Origin of the sequence: Citrobacter sp. MNAZ 1397, assembly GCF_023613995.1 — a bacterium.
Lineage (GTDB): Bacteria > Pseudomonadota > Gammaproteobacteria > Enterobacterales > Enterobacteriaceae > Phytobacter > Phytobacter ursingii.
In genome coordinates this window covers 891,057-907,554 of the sequence record NZ_JAKIVH010000001.1, presented here as the reverse complement: position 1 = coordinate 907,554, position 16,498 = coordinate 891,057, and the positions used below count along the sequence as shown (strand labels likewise).

Sequence of the window (16,498 nt, the reverse complement as noted above, 5' to 3'; positions counted from 1 at the left end):
CATTAAAAATGGCAGGACACATTTTGCTGTATTCAGATGAAAACGGAGCTTAAGGCAACAGAAGCGTCGAAGCTGGAGAAATAATAGACAGTAAAATTCTGGCTCGCTGGCGGCACGTCCAACTGCAGCCATACGCGAGGGAGAGGAAACGTAAAAATGATTCAATGTAAACGCGTTTATGACGCGGCCTCCGGACAGGATGGCTATCGGGTGCTGGTCGATCGCCTGTGGCCGCGAGGGGTGAAAAAAACCGATCTCAACTACGACGAGTGGTGTAAGGATTTGGCCCCATCGAGCGAACTACGCAAAGCCTTTCACGGCGACGTGCTGGATTTCGCCGCGTTTCGCGAAGCGTACCTTGCTGAGCTTGCGGATAAGCACGAAACAGGAAAACAGCTCTGCGAGAAGGGTAAAGACGCTCTCACCCTACTCTATGCCGCCAAAGACACCAGGCAAAATCATGCACTGGTGCTGGCGGAATGGCTGGAATCGCTATAAATCAGCAAATAACCTGCCCACGTTGATGTTCGGGCAGGCTATCCGGGTCAAGGGGTAGCAGATGCTCGGCGCGAATAAAGGCGAACCCCTGTTGCCCATCGAACGATCGCACATCACCGGTCACCAACCACAATGCACGACGTGCATTTTGCGGCATACGCGTCATCACGCCATTGACCGGGTTCAGAAACACCTCGCCAGGCTGGCAAAGGCCAAATAATTCAACTGATTTACCGATATTGGCGCGCCCGGCAGGCGTTTGCGCACCAATGACTATCGCCAGGCTACCCGGTCGTAACTGAAACATAATTCTCTCGCGTACACATGCATCATGGAAAATAAGATTATTCTTAAGCAAGTTTACCCTGATGCAGGTCGCGTGTCACGAGCGAGATTGAGGATGGTCGCGTCGCCAAAGCTCCCACTCATCCATCACTTCACCGCCTGATAATTTACACTCTGTACGTACCCCTTGCGGGCTTTGCACAGGCACGCGTTGTCCGCCCACCTGCAGACAATACACCGCTGCCGGATTGGCTTTCCCCGCAGCAGGTGGACGAGGCGTACCGGGTTTCGTGGAGCATGCCGTTAATGTACAAATAAAAAAGAAAAAAACATTACGCATCGAATTATCCATATTGAAATAATAACCCATCAATTTAGCTTAATGCGTTACATCAAACATCTCCATGATTTCTCCATTCTTACGCCACTTTTTGCCGATATATTGGCCTCGTTCTCACCCATGACCAGAGAACATCATTCCGTAATCAATGAGTTTTTGCCCCGTCTCATCAACGGGGCTTTTTTTTCCGTCATCTCCTGAGAAACCCATTTAGTGATGCAGATATATAATTTATCTAAGCCATGTTTTAATATGGCGGCCTAAATTTTCCGCATCAAGTGCATATGGCGCGCAGTGCACAGGAGTTAATGAGCGTAATGTCCGATTTCATTCTGGCCCGAGTTTCCGAAACACTCTATAAAGATCAATCTCTTGAAAGTCTGGTACGGCAACTCCTTGAAATGCTGCAGATGGTCACTGAAATGGAATCGACGTACCTCACCAAGATCGACGACAATGGCCGTTTTCAGCATATCCAGTATGCGCGAAACAGCAAAAAACTGGATATTCCTGAGGGTTTTTCGCTGCCGTGGGGCGACAGCCTGTGCAAGCGGGCGCTCGATGATGGCTGTTTCTTTAGCGATAACGTAGCAACTCACTGGGCAGATTGCGAAGCGGCGCAAACGCTCGGTATCACCAGTTATTTAAGCACACCTGTACATCTGGCGGATGGCTCTCTGTATGGCACGCTCTGTGCCGCCAGCAAGGGCACCCGCACACTGAGCGTTCGCGGCGAACAAGTCTTACGCCTGTTTGCCGGGTTGATTGCGCGATCCATCGAAAAAGATCAGCTCGTGGAACAACTGCAAGAAGCTAACGCGGCGCTTATCGCACATTCTTATACTGACCCACTGACCGGTCTGCCTAACCGACGGGCTATCTTTGAAAATCTGACAACTTTGTTTTCACTTGGCAGGAACCTTAATACCCGGATAATTATCGCGTTTATTGACCTCGACAATTTTAAGAAAATAAATGATGAGCTTGGTCATGAATCAGGCGATCAATTCCTTATTCAGATTGGCCATCGACTTTTGGATGGTTGCGACAAAGATGACGTTGTCGGACGCCTTGGCGGTGATGAATTTTTAATTGCCTGCCCCGGTGGGCCACGCGATCAAACACAGTCCGAAAGATTATCCTCCCTTAAGCAAAATTTGCATAAATGTCTCACAGGGGAATATCGACTGGGTCCCGTACGAATATTTTATCCTGGTGCAAGTATCGGTGTTGTTGAAATTAATCCCGATAATACTGATGCTGACAGCGCATTGCGCATCGCCGACCAGGCTATGTATCAGGATAAAAACGAAAAACACAAGAAGCCTTTTTTACGACTCAATTAATTGGCTTCTGACCGTTTTTTTGCTTGAGAATTGTCTTATTTTCTTCTATTTAATTATTATCTGTATCGCTGGCAACGTTGCCAGCTCAGGAGCACGTTCGTGAGAAAGTCAACAATCATTATGCTCATTGTGGCTGTTGTTGCCGTCGCTGGTACTCAACTCGGCTGGTGGTAGATGGTGAGCTAAACTTAACAGTCATAGTAGATGTCATCGTGACCAGTGATGTTGTCCACAGAGCATAACCTAACAGCCTCATTTATTTGAGCAGGAGCTCGCAATGTTCACCGGACTTAAAAGAAGCGAAAGCAAACGGCTGGCGGCGTTGGAATTATTGCGTAAAGAGGATAAAACCCGCGACGCGGCCCTGACAGAGTATGCCTGCCTTGCCTGCGAGGTGATGAATGTCGAAGGCTGCTTTATTACCGTATTTGATGATGACTACCAATATATCAAATATGTTAAAAATGTACCGCTGGAGCATCTCAAAGTCCCGATTGAAAAAACGATGTGTCAGTATTCCCGCGCCAGTGGGCAGACTGTTGTTTGTCCTGATGCCCGGCTGGATGATCGTTTTTCTCATCAACCGCTGGTGCAGAACGGCGATATTCTGTTTTATGCTTCTGCGCCGATGATGACGCAAGAAGGAATGGTGCTTGGCACACTTTGTGTCAGTAGTTCCAGCATCTTTACCCCGACGCAGCAACAGATAGAAAATTTTAATCGCATCGCAGAGCTTTCAGCCGTCTACCTCGAAGCGCGATATTCCATTGGCCGCGTCGATACGCTCACGGGGCTTCCTAACCGCCAGTTTTTGCTGCGTGAAATGGAACAGAAAACGCTGGAAAAAGATCCCGGAACCTATGGTCTGGTGATATTTGATTGTATTGATATGCCTCGCGCCTATGAGCTTATCCGCTACCTTGGGTTGCATGCGGTGGATAATATGCTGCGTAGCTTTATCCCACTGTTGCGTATGCGCCTGCGGTTAAAAGAGAGTATTCCTTTATATTCTTTCGCGCCCGCCCGTTTTGCGGTACTGGTTGAGTTAGAACAAGCATTGGCGCTCGTTAAGCGCGCAGAAACCCTGCCAGGAACGCAGGCGCAAATGGCGCAAAATATTGATATTACACTGACTATACATACCGGTTACGTCAAATTTTCGCCCCAGGAAGATGACGCCCATGAAATTGTCCGCCAGGCGATCAGCGCCCTGCACGAATCCATTCGCCAGGATATTCCAGTCCTGCAATTTAATCCCATCCTTGATCACAAAAGAAATAAAGACTTTAAACTCTTGTATGACTTAAGTGAGGCGATTAAATCAACCAGCCAGCTATATCTGGTTTTTCAACCGAAGGTATCGTTGCGCTCTGGCAAAACGGAAGGGGTGGAAGCGCTGTTGCGCTGGCGTCATCCACAACTCGGAAATATTTCTCCGGCAACTATTGTTGCGCTGGCAGAAAAAACCAGCCTGATGTCGAAAATTACCCAATGGGTCATTAAAAAGGTCATCGCGCAACTGACATCCTGGCGTAGCCAGGGTATTACCCTGCCAGTTTCAATAAACGTGACAGTCAGTGACTTTTCTCATCCCGGTTTTGCGGATGAACTGGAAAGCAACGTGCTGAATGCCGGCTTGCATCCGGCAGATATTCGCATTGAGTGTCTGGAGACAGAAAAAGTTCTGGAGAGTGAAGCCGCCCTTGAAGAGCTGGATCGCCTGAAATTACTCGGTTTCCAGATCCTCCTGGACGACTTTGGCGCCGGTTATAGTAATATCAGTTACTTGCGTCGCATCCCCATTGATGTGATTAAACTGGATCGCTCCCTGGTAAGTCAGATTACAACTGACACTGGCAGTCGCATCATTGCCCGAAATGTCATCATGATGTTGAAAGAACTCCATTATGTAGTGCTGGCCGAAGGGGTTGAAGATCATGAGACGGCGCAAATGCTTACTGACTTTGGCTGTGATGAGGCGCAAGGCTATTATTTTTCAAGACCCATCCCACCAGAAGACATGATGGCCTGGCTTGCGGACTCTAAGCCCTATCGTGTATTAGGACGGATTCACAACGATCAACATCAGTATGGCTCATAATGACGCCCGGGCGCCCTTTTCTGCTGAGGGCGCCTGTTGGGGCCGAACCAATAAAGCCCGATATTAATAACCCGATCATCAATTTTCTCAATCCATAACAAGAAAAAAATGCATTGGTAAGTTTAGCTTAGGAAAGATATAAAGTACGCATGTGAAGGAAATACAATTTAACATTCTCTACCGCATTCTCGGACAGTTTTGATGTCGAAACTGTCCTTTTTCTTTTTTGTTTTTCAGCGCAAATAATTTATTTTTTTATCGAAAGCGTTCGCCCCACTCGAAATATTCGCTTTATGGGTTTGTAAGAAATGCGCTCAAATCTCTTGATAAAAGGCCGCTAATTATTTCAGATGCAACAATACGCAGCCTTGGCGGAAGGCGGATATATGTTAATACTGACCGTATGTCTGTTTTCCCTTAACGCATTCGCATTTTGGTCACCAGATTGACGATCCGGGATATCGATAACGATTCCTGATTTTTTATGTACCAGCGAAGAATACTCCATCCCACGCCTATCGGCGTACAGACGCACTTATCGGCGGATGATATTGACGTCTCTAATCATCAATATCCTGAACGGCTGACGTGAAGGCATGAAAAAGTGCCTCACCGTCCCGTCAGCCAAATTGTTGTCCCGGCAATTCAACCCCTGACGCGTAACTTAGTGGGCTTTTTGAATCATATGGATTGTCGCCTCTTCGGACAATCCATGCCCCTGAATTTGAACTTCCAGAGAGACATCCTGGGTTTCGTTATGAAAGGTTTGATCGCCTTCACCATGCAGGAACCCAATGATGATATCCCCTCTTTCAATATCGTTTCCTGTAAGCAGTTTTACGACGGTGTGATTGCCGAATTCATCGCGAATGATGACATAACCAATCCGGTGTTCATGATGAAGGACGACTCCGCGCTGACGCATTTGAATGCTCCTTTAGGCTATTTGATAAAGAAAGAATAGCCTAAAGTGGCAAGCTTTTACGTGAGGGCGCGCGGTTTATATCAAACCAAATGCGTCATGAAGGACAAAGATCAGGAAACGCGAAACCAGGATGATAACTGCAGAACTCAGCTTTCCTTAGCCTGATAACTTACCCGACCTCTTCACATCTGTTCAGCCCGGTCGTTTTAAATAGATATCGGTAAACAGACACTATCAACATCATTACAGCGACACAACTTGCTCCTGTTTCAAACATCGAATCCTGGTCGCTTTCCCTGCTCAACGATGCGGATAGCAAAACAACCATCTGGTTTAACAGAAGGCTCCCCGCAACGGCCACAACAGCGCTAAATATATAAGGGATAGATTTCCCCTGTGAGTCACTGTGCTTCTTTTTTATCATATAAGCGCGCTAAGCCTGCTAATTATAAGGAAAACCATACTGAAAAAAGAACGCTAAGGATATGTTAACTTATTGTACTCATTAGCACATCCTGTGCTTAACACGGTACTTCACGAGATCAATATATGACATTCCAGATACAAGTTACAAACTGATTAATAATAGACCTCGCCAACCCTTTTTGATAATACATTATTATTATATTAAAATCACAGAACGAATAAGTACAGCCCCATCTAACGGATAAAGATTATGGCACACAAAATATGAACATATAATTGCCGATAAAAAGAACAACCCTAATAAACGATTTACTCTGGCATATACCACCAGTTCTCTGAACGCAATGACTTAAAGCTATTACAACATGCGTCTCACCATCAATTACATGTAAGAAAATATTACATCATTTGTGCATTAATACACAAATTGATAACCAACAATGTACTTGATTTTACTACTAAAAAACATATCATCCAATTACTTTAAACGATGAGATGAGTAGAAAAATATTATGAACAGCATGAATAACATCCATGAGCTTGAAGTGGTTATTCCTTTTTTAGAAAGTGCATCAGGGAGTCAACTTATATATGCATCTGAGAATCAACGGATCCCATTCACGATAAAAAACAAAAAGTATATCTATTTTTTATCTGAGGGAAAAGTAGATATTCATAGAGCAACAGATGATATTTTACTCTTTTCCCTCCGTGCACCTGCATTACTGGGCGTTATCGCATTAAATGGTGAAAATATATACCACTACTTAAAAACAGCGACCGACTCAAAACTTGTTGCGATTGAAAAAAATTCATTTATAGAGTTAATTAGCGCACAATCCTTATGGCGCGAAATTTATATCATATCAACAGAAATGGCAAATTTCTTTTTTAAAAGAGATGAAAAATTCAACTCTAAAAACGTTTATAATATAATAAAAAACAATCTTGAGGTTTTATGGGAGCTGCCACAAAACGAACGAGAAAAGATATCCGTCTTTAAGTTCATAATGAGTCGAAGCAACATATCCAGAAGCTCGTTAAATAATATACTGAGAGAATTGAGCGATGGTCAATATATAAAGATAAATAGAGGGAGGCTTTTAGACATGAAAAATCTCCCTGAAAGATACTAGTGTCATTCAGGGGGAAAAATCATTAACCTCCATCCTGGTTTACTTTTCGCACAAATATCGTTCATAAGATTGTATTTATAATTTTTAAAGAAAAAAAACAAACAACAAAATAAGAGTATAAAAAGGATTATAATAAGCATTACTTCATTGCTGTTCACTGGTCACCTTCTTTTATTGCTAAAGCGTATAAATAAAGCTCATTCCTGTTTTTTAGATTGAGCTTAGCCAGAATGTTACGCCTGTGCGCACTGATTGTTTTCTTCGAAATTTGTAAAATTGCAGCAATTGAATCATCATCAATCCCCGCTGAGAAAAAAGCAAACAATAACTTCTCCCTGAGGGAAAGTTGTTTAAGACATTTTTCAAGGCTATCAACCTTTATGCTTTTAAGATCATTAAAGCAATCAACGTATGTTGTCACATCAAAGTTTGCAGGCAGTATAATAACATTTTTAACTGCATTTTGCGACGCAAGGTAGCGATGCAAATAATTATCAGAAATGATAATGTCATAGCTTCGTTCTTTTGAGTATATTGAACACTCTGGTAATTTATTGGTCTGTGATATTGTCCAAACCTTGTCATTATAAACCCCGATCTGTTCTATTAAACTTTTAAAACCCAGGTAAAGGTACATATTATCCGTCACGATAAAAAAACGCACAAATGAATGATCATTCATAATATTTATCTATTTCCCCAACCTCTGAGATGGATTCCAGAAACTTTTTTAATTCCTTCGCGATAAGAACCAAATGGAGATCTGCTTGTGCTATTTCCAGCCCTTCAATTATCAAATGCAAGTTTTTAATTTGGTGGTAAATACCATAGGAATAAAAAGTAAGCCCATTAATAACCAACATAGCTCTTTCTTTTTCTTCATCCACATGCCCACCTCTTCTTTTCAAAAGCTATAGCCGACACCCAGATAAGCCACATTGATAGTTGTGTCATTTATAATGCCTAATTCATATCCGGCATTGAGAGTAACATTACTGACTAATTTATATTTCACGCCAGTACTAAATGCCACACCATACTTTTCATTTGGTTGATCGTCCTTGAGCTTCGAGGCTGCTGAAATACCTGCCTTACCATATAAAAAGAAGGAATCCGATAAAGCAAAAGAAGGCCCTACCTGGATTGAGGCATATTGTGTTTTTACATATTCCCCATCCGTTTTTGACAAATAGGTTGCCGAGCCAATTACTCCGATATTATCCTTTTGATGCAAAAATTCGGCATTAACCCCTTGCAGTCCGTGCTTTCCCTTCGTGCTCCCCACCCCATAATTAATAGAAATATTATCATCAGCATAACCAGGCAATGATGAAACGATAAGACCAAAAACAAAAGCGACAGAGAATTTTCTTTTCATATACACCCCCGAGCCCATTTATCGAGAGTATATAACTAAGTTTTTGGCGAAGTATTTAAAATAGTACAACTTAATTATTGTTTTAATGCTTTTTTTAATGTGCAAAAATAAACATTCCACTATTTAACATCATCTGTTGATACCCGCAATTAAATACACCCTGCATTTAATCAACAAATAATAGCGGATTATTCATCTGATTTTTTTATTGTTTTTTTTGCATGATATAGACAACAATCGTGGTTTCGTTAGTTCGCTGTGGTTTTCACGCGGTATTCTTAATACACTGTCTCAGGCATTCAGTGAATGCCTGTTACTATTTCATATGAAAATATAAGCCCTGCTAAGGTTCTTGCCGATGTTATCGGGTAAAAATTCTGATTAGATAAAGCACGCTCGGCCCGAAACTGACCGCCAGTACAATAGCTATGCCATACATGTTAGACAACTTTATACCCGGCACTGTCACATACTCAAACAGTGGCGTATATACTATGGCCACATACTGCAAGATGGAGAAAAATAATACCAAAAGGAGAAATAACAGCATGCTCTTTAAAGTGAAATAAACCCAACGTCTCAGGCTAATTACATTCTTAAGCGTAAATGCCGCTTTGTAGTCGCTCACAAACTCTGACATTTTCAATTATCCCATCACCGCATCATTTCAAGCCTCAGATTACAACTTCCGCAGCTTTCGCTAAAGTAGCGCGTTACGCTGTCAGTATCCCGTATAATCGTGCCATTCACATTTAGCGATCTTCCGGCATACTCAAGGCGATCGCCATACATAAAGCCCGTTATACCGAAGAACAGATTGCATTGGCGCTGAAACATCATTCAAGCGGGGCGTATTGACAGTGGTTTTGGAGAAAGATTTTGGGGGAGGATTTTCTGGGCCACATAAAAAACGGGAACCTACTGGCTCCCGTTCTTCTTTAACCCGCCAGGCGGATTACATGTTCGCGATGATCGCGTCGCCAAACTCTGAGCATTTCAGCAGTTTAGCGCCTTCCATCAGACGTTCGAAATCGTAGGTCACGGTTTTGTTGTTGATAGCGCCTTCCATACCTTTAACAATCAGGTCAGCGGCTTCGAACCATTCCATGTGACGTAACATCATTTCTGCGGACAGGATGATAGAACCCGGGTTCACTTTGTCCTGGCCCGCATATTTCGGCGCAGTACCGTGGGTCGCTTCGAACAGTGCGCATTCGTCACCGATGTTCGCACCCGGTGCGATACCGATACCGCCAACCTGGGCTGCCAGGGCGTCGGAGATATAGTCACCGTTCAGGTTCATACAGGCGATAACGTCATATTCGGCTGGACGCAGCAGGATCTGTTGCAGGAACGCATCGGCAATAACATCTTTAATGATGATCTCTTTGCCGGTGTTCGGGTTTTTGATTTTCTGCCATGGACCGCCGTCGATCAGCTCACCACCGAACTCTTCGCGAATCAGCTGGTAGCCCCAGTCTTTGAACGCGCCTTCGGTGAACTTCATGATGTTGCCTTTATGTACCAGGGTCAGTGAATCGCGATCGTTAGTGATAGCGTATTCAATGGCCGCACGTACCAGACGTTTGGTGCCTTCTTCGGAGCACGGTTTGATACCGATACCGCAATGTTCCGGGAAGCGAATTTTCTTCACGCCCATCTCTTCACGCAGGAATTTAATCACTTTCTCCGCGTCAGCAGAGTCGGCTTTCCATTCGATACCGGCATAAATATCTTCGGAGTTTTCACGGAAGATGACCATGTCGGTCAGTTCCGGGTGTTTAACCGGGCTTGGCGTGCCTTGGTAGTAACGTACCGGGCGCAGGCACACATAGAGATCCAGTTCCTGACGCAGAGCAACGTTCAGAGAGCGAATACCGCCGCCAACTGGCGTGGTCAGCGGACCTTTAATGGCAACGCGGTATTCACGAATCAGATCGAGGGTTTCAGCTGGCAGCCAGACATCCTGGCCGTAAACCTGGGTAGACTTCTCACCGGTGTAAATTTCCATCCAGGAAATTTTACGCTCGCCTTTATAGGCTTTCTCCACGGCGGCATCGACCACTTTCAGCATCGCCGGGGTAACGTCGACACCGATACCGTCACCTTCAATGAACGGGATAATCGGGTTATTCGGAACGTTCAGCTTGCCGTTTTGCAGGGTGATCTTCTTACCTTCCGCCGGAACAACTACTTTGCTTTCCATTCACCTCTCCTTCGAGCGCTTCTGGTTGTTACTGATTTTTGTTAATGAATTGTAATTAGCCTGTCAATACTACCTGATAGTTGGGTTCCATGAAAGGCAATCATGTTTCAGTTATAATGCGGCAATTGATAACCACTGAAAATACCATGAAGAAAACTTCTTTTAGAAATCACCACCTTGAGCGATTCAGCTCACGACAAGCTACTAAGCCACGGCGCGAAAACCAGCCAAAGCGGGTGATTTTGTTTAATAAACCCTATGATGTTTTGCCACAGTTCACCGATGAGGCCGGACGCAGTACGCTTAAAGATTATATACCTGTTCAGAATGTCTACGCGGCGGGGCGTCTCGATCGCGACAGCGAAGGTTTACTGGTGTTGACCAACGATGGAGTATTGCAGGCAAAGCTGACGCAACCGGGGAAACGTACCGGCAAAATCTATTTTGTCCAGGTCGAAGGAGAGCCCGGTGACGAGGTGCTGGCCGCGTTGCGCGACGGCGTTACCCTGAATGATGGCCCCACTCTGCCCGCCGGTATTGAACGTGTTGCCGAACCTGAGTGGTTGTGGCCGCGTAATCCCCCCATTCGTGAACGGAAATCCATTCCCACCAGTTGGCTTAAAATCACCCTTTACGAAGGCCGCAATCGTCAGGTTCGACGAATGACCGCCCATGTCGGCTTTCCGACTCTGCGGCTTATCCGTTATGCGTTGGGTGAATATACCCTCGATGGGTTGCTCAATGGCCACTGGCGGGAAGTCAAATAAAGGCGTTGTTTATACTGAATAATGCCGGAAACGACGCGTTAACTGTATGTTGTCATGGATGAGGAGAAGGTATGTTGTTACGGGTTGCGACTTTTTTACTGCTCTGCGCTGTTTCTTCATTATGTTTTGCTGAGGAAAATTGCGAAACCATTGGCGGGAGGGCCGCAGGCGAAGCAGACTATCTCGTCGAGGTTGCAAAAGTGACCAGCCCTGATCGGTTGCACTTTTATTCTGCCCCCGGCTCGGAATGCCAGCTTCCCGCTTTTTTAGTCAACGGCGACACCGTTGAAATCCTGCGAAGCTCAGTTTTATACGGTAAATCAGGCGGGGTATCCCCAACCCATCCCTTTCGCTATGTACGCTACCGGGATGCCAGTGGCGCTTTCGCCACCGGTTGGGTGACGGCCGATCAACTGACCCCCTTACCCCCCCCTTTGCCGATCAGTCATGAATGCCAGGCGTGGGCAAATGAGGCCCTGCCTTCACGTGTGCGAGAAGCCCCTTCGACCACGAACAGATTCCGCGTTCAGGGTCAGGCGCGAGCGTGGTTTTACTCAATGCCCAACGAAAAGTGCCGTAGCCCGTCGGTATTCCTGGTGCCGGGGGATAGTGTTTCCGCTCAGGAACAGTCCGAGGATGATTTTCTTGAGGTGGCCTGGTACGGTCCCGATCACCGCATCATTCGCGGCTGGCTTAAAAAATCACAGCTGGCACCGGTTGACGAGGGCGATCGTTATCGCGATGACATAAACCCGCTCTCTGTCGATAAAGCCACGCGCATTGCCACGCTTTCCCTGCGTACCGACTATCACTGTGTGTTTTACGAAAGCTGGGACGCGCCAAAAGAGATTCAGATTATCGTGCGCGAAGATCACCAATCAGCGCTGTGCCGTGGCAGTGCTGATAGCGAGACGTCTCCACCGGTGGCCTATATTAGTATCAATAAGCAGAGTGGCGAGATCAGTTGGCCGGATATGGCCGATGGCTTTGATGAATAACTTCGATAAACAAAGAGGAACGTATGTTTAAACCTCATGTCACCGTCGCCTGCGTCGTCCATGCGCAGGGCAAGTTTTTGGTCGTAGAAGAGACAATCAGTGGCAAGGCGCTGTGGAACCAACCTGCCGGACATCTGGAAGCCAATGAAACGCTGGTGCAGGCGGCAAAACGTGAGCTGTGGGAAGAGACGGGTATTCATGCCACGCCCGATGCCTTTATTCGTATGCATCAGTGGATTGCGCCGGACAAAACCCCCTTCCTGCGTTTTCTGTTTGCCGTCGATCTGGAGGATGTCTGCGCCACGGAGCCACACGACAGTGATATTGATCGCTGTCTGTGGGTCAACGCTGACGAAATTCTGACCGCGAAGAACCTTCGCTCCCCGCTGGTCGCAGAAAGCATTCGCAGCTGGCAAACCGGCACACGTTATCCGTTATCAGTGATTGGCGAATTCAACTGGCCCTTTCAATAAGCACCTGTTTCCGACAAAAGCCGCGCCAGCGCGGCTTTATTGTTCATACCTGTCGTAACCGGGCTCACCGCTTGTGGAATTAATACCAAAGCGAAATATTTAACTACAACTTAACACACCAGAAGTCACGCTACACTCGGTATATTCCTTCACATTTCACATAAGTGGCATATTACTCCTGCTACCTAAGGGCTTTTTTGTGCATTTTTACGCCATGGTGGTCACATAGTTAACAATTAAAGATCAAAAAATATACGCCGATAGTCATCGAGGAAGGCATTCCCGATTTGCGGGATTGTAATGATGCTACACGTTGAAATCAGAGGTACGGTGATGGCAAGACAATATGTGCAAAAAAAGATGAGTACCCGCGCCCAGATGTTACTTACAGGCGCCTTAACCATCACTCTCGGCTTTGTTGCAACCATTGGCGTGCTGAGCTGGCAGTCCAGCAATGAGCAAAAATCATTAGCAGAACAATACTTACACCAGATTGCGCAGAGTGAAGCCCTGAAAATTCAGCAAGATCTTAACTATGCGCGCGATGTTGCGCATAACCTTGGCCACAGCCTCATTGCCTTACCGGGTGCCGGGATAACAGATCGAAAAGTCGCCGATAAAATGATGGAATCCGCCCTGCGTGACAATCCTGATTACCTTTCCATCTCGGTGATTTTTGAAGAAAACGCCTTTGACGGAAAAGATGCGGATTTTGCTGATAAGCCCGATCAGGCGCCGAAGGGCCGTTATGCCTTTTTCGTTGACCGCGATCAGTCAGGCAATTTCAAGATGCACCCCCTGCTCTCTTATCTGACGCCAGGCCAGGGTGATTATTATCTGGTGCCGCAAAAATCGCAGAAAGACACACTGATTGAACCCTATAGCTACGCTTACAACGGCGTGCCGACGCTGTTGACCTCTGTCGCGGCCCCGGTGGTCAGTCAGGGCAAACTGCAAGCTGTGATCACCTCGGATATCTCGCTTGCTTCATTACAGGAAAAAGTAAACCAAATTAAACCGTGGGAAGGCGGCGGCTACGCCGTTCTGCTGTCGACGGCGGGCAAAGTGATTTCCTATCCCGACAAGAAAATGACCAGCAAACCTTTTCCGGGCAACACGAATAATTTCTCTTCACAGGTTGTGGAACAACCTGACGCCATCCTCGGTGAAAATGCTTTAGTGACCTGGCAGCCTGTCTCTATCGGTAACAGTACCGACAAATGGTATCTGGGCGTCGTCGCGCCGGTCAGTCAGGTGATGGCAGCGGCCAACCGTCAACTGATGAACGCCATCATTCTGATGGTACTCAGCATCCTGCTGGTTAGCGCCTTGCTGGGTATCGTCTTTAGCCGCAAGGTCTTGAAACCGATTGGCGGCGAACCTCTGGAAGCCGCAACCATCGCGCTGGCGGTCGCAGACGGCAAGCTGGATAACGAAATTAATGTTAAATCCGGTGATCGCCATAGCCTGTTTTTCGCGTTGCAGACCATGCAGGCACAACTTCGCCAGATCGTCGGGCAGATCAAAGATGCCAGTGATTCCGTGCGTCAGGGCGCGGGGGAGATTGTTAGCGGCAACATAAACCTCTCTTCACGCACGGAGCAGCAAGCCGCAGCGCTGGAACAAACGGCCGCCAGCATGGAGCAATTCAGTGCGACGGTGAAACATAACGCTACCAACGCACACCAGGCAACGGCCCTGACGGCGAATGCAACGCAGATTGCCAGCCGGGGTGAAGCGCTGGTCGGTCAGGTGGTCAAAACCATGTCGCAGATTGATGACAGCTCGAAGAAAATCAGTGACATCACCACCATGATCAACAGTATCGCCTTCCAGACCAATATTCTGGCACTTAACGCCGCCGTCGAAGCGGCGCGCGCAGGCGAACAGGGGCGCGGTTTTGCCGTAGTGGCCTCCGAAGTACGTAACCTCGCACAGCGCAGTGCCAATGCGGTGAAAGAAATTGCCGCACTGATTGAAGAGTCGAGCCAGCGTGTCGAAAACGGCGTTCAACTGGTTAATGATGCCGGGAAGACAATGCAGGAAATGACCCAGGCGGTTCATTCTGTACAAACCATCATTAATGAGATTGTTGTCGCCTCTGATGAGCAGGCCAAAGGCATTAGCCAGGTGACCATTGCGGTTAACGAGATGGATGGCGTCACCCAGCAGAACGCTTCGCTGGTGCAAGAGATGGCGGCGGCGGCCAGTTCTCTTGAAGAACAGGCCCAGCAACTTGCCCAGAGTGTGGAGCAGTTCAGCATCGACGATCAGCGTGCCGCCTGACACACCGACTCAAAAGGCATGTATTAACACTAACCCCAGCCACGCTGGGGTTTATCGTTCTGTGCCTCATTTGCCACGAACCATCACGCCGCAACGCTCACGACCGGGCAGGTCAGCGGTATTTTCCGTCCCACTTGTTGCGGATTGGTAATATGCAGGGGTGCCTGCGCGGCGAGTGCGTGATAGAATACGCCGCCTTGAAGTTCAATGTCGTGAGTATTCTATGTCTGATAGCCCAAAAAAAGTGATCGTCGGCATGTCCGGCGGTGTCGATTCTTCCGTTTCTGCCTGGCTGTTACTGCAACAGGGTTATAAGGTGGAAGGCCTGTTCATGAAGAACTGGGAAGAGGACGACGGCGAGGAATACTGTACCGCAGCGGCCGATCTGGCCGATGCGCAAGCCGTGTGTGACAAACTCGGTATTGAACTGCACACCGTAAATTTTGCCGCAGAATACTGGGATAACGTGTTTGAACACTTCCTGGCGGAATATAAAGCCGGACGCACGCCGAACCCGGATATTCTGTGTAACAAAGAGATCAAATTTAAAGCCTTCCTCGAATTTGCCGCCGAAGACCTGGGTGCCGATTATATTGCGACCGGCCACTACGTGCGTCGCGCGGATGTCGATGGCAAAAGCCGTTTGCTTCGCGGGCTGGATGGTAACAAAGATCAGAGTTATTTCCTTTATACGCTTGGCCATGAGCAGATTGCGCAAAGCCTGTTCCCTGTCGGTGAACTGGAAAAACCCGAAGTGCGTAAAATCGCCGAAGAGTTGGGGCTGGTCACGGCGAAGAAAAAAGACTCTACCGGTATCTGTTTTATCGGCGAACGCAAATTCCGCGAATTTTTAGGCCGCTACCTGCCTGCCCAACCGGGCAAAATCCTCACCGTTGATGGCGAAGAGATTGGCGAGCATCAGGGGCTGATGTACCACACGCTGGGCCAACGCAAAGGTCTGGGGATTGGTGGTACCAAAGAAGGCACTGAAGACCCGTGGTACGTGGTCGACAAAGACGTGGAAAACAATATTCTGGTGGTCGCGCAGGGGCACGATCACCCACGTCTGATGTCCGTTGGGCTGATTGCTCAGCAGTTACACTGGGTTAATCGCGAACCGCTGGTCGGTACGCTGCGCTGCACCGTGAAAACCCGTTACCGCCAGACCGATATTCCGTGCACCATTACGGCGCTGGATGACGATCGTATTGAGGTTCGTTTTGACGAGCCGGTGGCTGCGGTGACCCCAGGCCAGTCTGCCGTTTTCTATAGCGGCGAAGTGTGCCTCGGCGGCGGCATTATCGAACAGCGTATCGCGCTGCCGGTTTAATCG

Annotated in this window: 16 protein-coding genes; 9 read left to right on the top strand and 7 right to left on the bottom strand. The window is 47.2% G+C overall.

The window, feature by feature from the left end; translation table 11 throughout:
- Window positions 1-156 precede the first annotated feature (156 nt).
- A complete protein-coding gene (locus L2097_RS04130) occupies window positions 157-498 on the top strand; it encodes a DUF488 domain-containing protein (RefSeq protein WP_047369906.1) in 342 nt (113 codons plus the stop codon).
- Window position 499: 1 nt separating this feature from the next.
- On the opposite strand, the gene L2097_RS04125 is transcribed toward L2097_RS04130, so the two are convergent.
- Window positions 500-805, bottom strand: coding sequence for a hypothetical protein (locus L2097_RS04125; protein ID WP_047369905.1), 306 nt, complete (start codon window positions 803-805; stop codon window positions 500-502).
- Between the two features lie 75 nt (window positions 806-880).
- A complete protein-coding gene (locus tag L2097_RS04120; protein ID WP_071845983.1) occupies window positions 881-1,123 on the bottom strand; it encodes a putative hemolysin in 243 nt (80 codons plus the stop codon).
- 317 nt (window positions 1,124-1,440) lie between these two features.
- On the opposite strand from L2097_RS04120, the gene L2097_RS04115 reads away from it, so the two are divergent.
- Together L2097_RS04115 and L2097_RS04110 are read left to right on the top strand one after the other, a co-directional pair.
- Window positions 1,441-2,469: a sensor domain-containing diguanylate cyclase gene (locus L2097_RS04115; protein ID WP_229221701.1), complete on the top strand. Its 1,029-nt coding sequence runs from the start codon at window positions 1,441-1,443 to the stop codon at window positions 2,467-2,469.
- A 277-nt stretch (window positions 2,470-2,746) separates the two neighbouring features.
- The gene (locus tag L2097_RS04110) at window positions 2,747-4,570 is read left to right on the top strand and encodes a sensor domain-containing phosphodiesterase (protein WP_250352178.1); all 1,824 of its coding nucleotides are present in this window, start codon (window positions 2,747-2,749) and stop codon (window positions 4,568-4,570) included.
- 664 nt (window positions 4,571-5,234) lie between these two features.
- Here the strand turns inward: L2097_RS04110 and L2097_RS04105 are convergent.
- Complete coding sequence (locus tag L2097_RS04105) at window positions 5,235-5,495, bottom strand: hypothetical protein (RefSeq protein WP_047369904.1); 261 nt, start codon at window positions 5,493-5,495, stop codon at window positions 5,235-5,237.
- 938 nt (window positions 5,496-6,433) lie between these two features.
- Between L2097_RS04105 and L2097_RS04100 the strand changes: the two genes are divergently transcribed.
- Window positions 6,434-7,057, top strand: coding sequence for a helix-turn-helix domain-containing protein (locus L2097_RS04100; RefSeq protein WP_085006516.1), 624 nt, complete (start codon window positions 6,434-6,436; stop codon window positions 7,055-7,057).
- Between the two features lie 154 nt (window positions 7,058-7,211).
- Here L2097_RS04100 and L2097_RS04095 read toward each other — a convergent pair whose 3' ends face one another.
- The 4 genes from L2097_RS04095 to icd all read right to left on the bottom strand — a co-directional run bounded on the left by L2097_RS04095 (window position 7,212) and on the right by icd (window position 10,641).
- On the bottom strand, window positions 7,212-7,739 hold the full coding sequence (locus tag L2097_RS04095) for a helix-turn-helix domain-containing protein (protein ID WP_250352177.1): 528 nt from the start codon (window positions 7,737-7,739) through the stop codon (window positions 7,212-7,214).
- On the bottom strand, window positions 7,732-7,944 hold the full coding sequence (locus L2097_RS04090) for a hypothetical protein (protein WP_047369900.1): 213 nt from the start codon (window positions 7,942-7,944) through the stop codon (window positions 7,732-7,734). Before L2097_RS04090 ends, L2097_RS04095 begins: the two co-directional genes overlap by 8 nt.
- A 17-nt stretch (window positions 7,945-7,961) precedes the next feature.
- On the bottom strand, window positions 7,962-8,435 hold the full coding sequence (locus L2097_RS04085; protein ID WP_172399057.1) for an outer membrane beta-barrel protein: 474 nt from the start codon (window positions 8,433-8,435) through the stop codon (window positions 7,962-7,964).
- A 955-nt stretch (window positions 8,436-9,390) separates the two neighbouring features.
- Window positions 9,391-10,641, bottom strand: coding sequence for an NADP-dependent isocitrate dehydrogenase (icd, locus tag L2097_RS04080; RefSeq protein WP_085006518.1), 1,251 nt, complete (start codon window positions 10,639-10,641; stop codon window positions 9,391-9,393).
- A 116-nt stretch (window positions 10,642-10,757) separates the two neighbouring features.
- Between icd and rluE the strand changes: the two genes are divergently transcribed.
- The 5 genes from rluE to mnmA all read left to right on the top strand — a co-directional run bounded on the left by rluE (window position 10,758) and on the right by mnmA (window position 16,495).
- Window positions 10,758-11,408 carry a 23S rRNA pseudouridine(2457) synthase RluE gene (gene rluE / locus L2097_RS04075; RefSeq protein ID WP_250352176.1) on the top strand — a complete coding sequence of 217 codons (651 nt, stop codon included), beginning with the start codon at window positions 10,758-10,760 and terminating at the stop codon, window positions 11,406-11,408.
- Window positions 11,409-11,479: 71 nt separating this feature from the next.
- Window positions 11,480-12,406 carry a hypothetical protein gene (locus L2097_RS04070; RefSeq protein WP_047369895.1) on the top strand — a complete coding sequence of 309 codons (927 nt, stop codon included), beginning with the start codon at window positions 11,480-11,482 and terminating at the stop codon, window positions 12,404-12,406.
- A 23-nt stretch (window positions 12,407-12,429) separates the two neighbouring features.
- Window positions 12,430-12,879 (top strand): NUDIX hydrolase, encoded by a 450-nt coding sequence (locus L2097_RS04065; protein ID WP_047369894.1) that lies wholly within the window; start codon window positions 12,430-12,432, stop codon window positions 12,877-12,879.
- Window positions 12,880-13,212: 333 nt separating this feature from the next.
- Complete coding sequence (locus L2097_RS04060; RefSeq protein WP_085006541.1) at window positions 13,213-15,165, top strand: methyl-accepting chemotaxis protein; 1,953 nt, start codon at window positions 13,213-13,215, stop codon at window positions 15,163-15,165.
- 187 nt (window positions 15,166-15,352) lie between these two features.
- On the top strand, window positions 15,353-16,495 hold the full coding sequence (gene mnmA / locus L2097_RS04055; RefSeq protein WP_255498899.1) for a tRNA 2-thiouridine(34) synthase MnmA: 1,143 nt from the start codon (window positions 15,353-15,355) through the stop codon (window positions 16,493-16,495).
- Window positions 16,496-16,498: the final 3 nt, after the last annotated feature.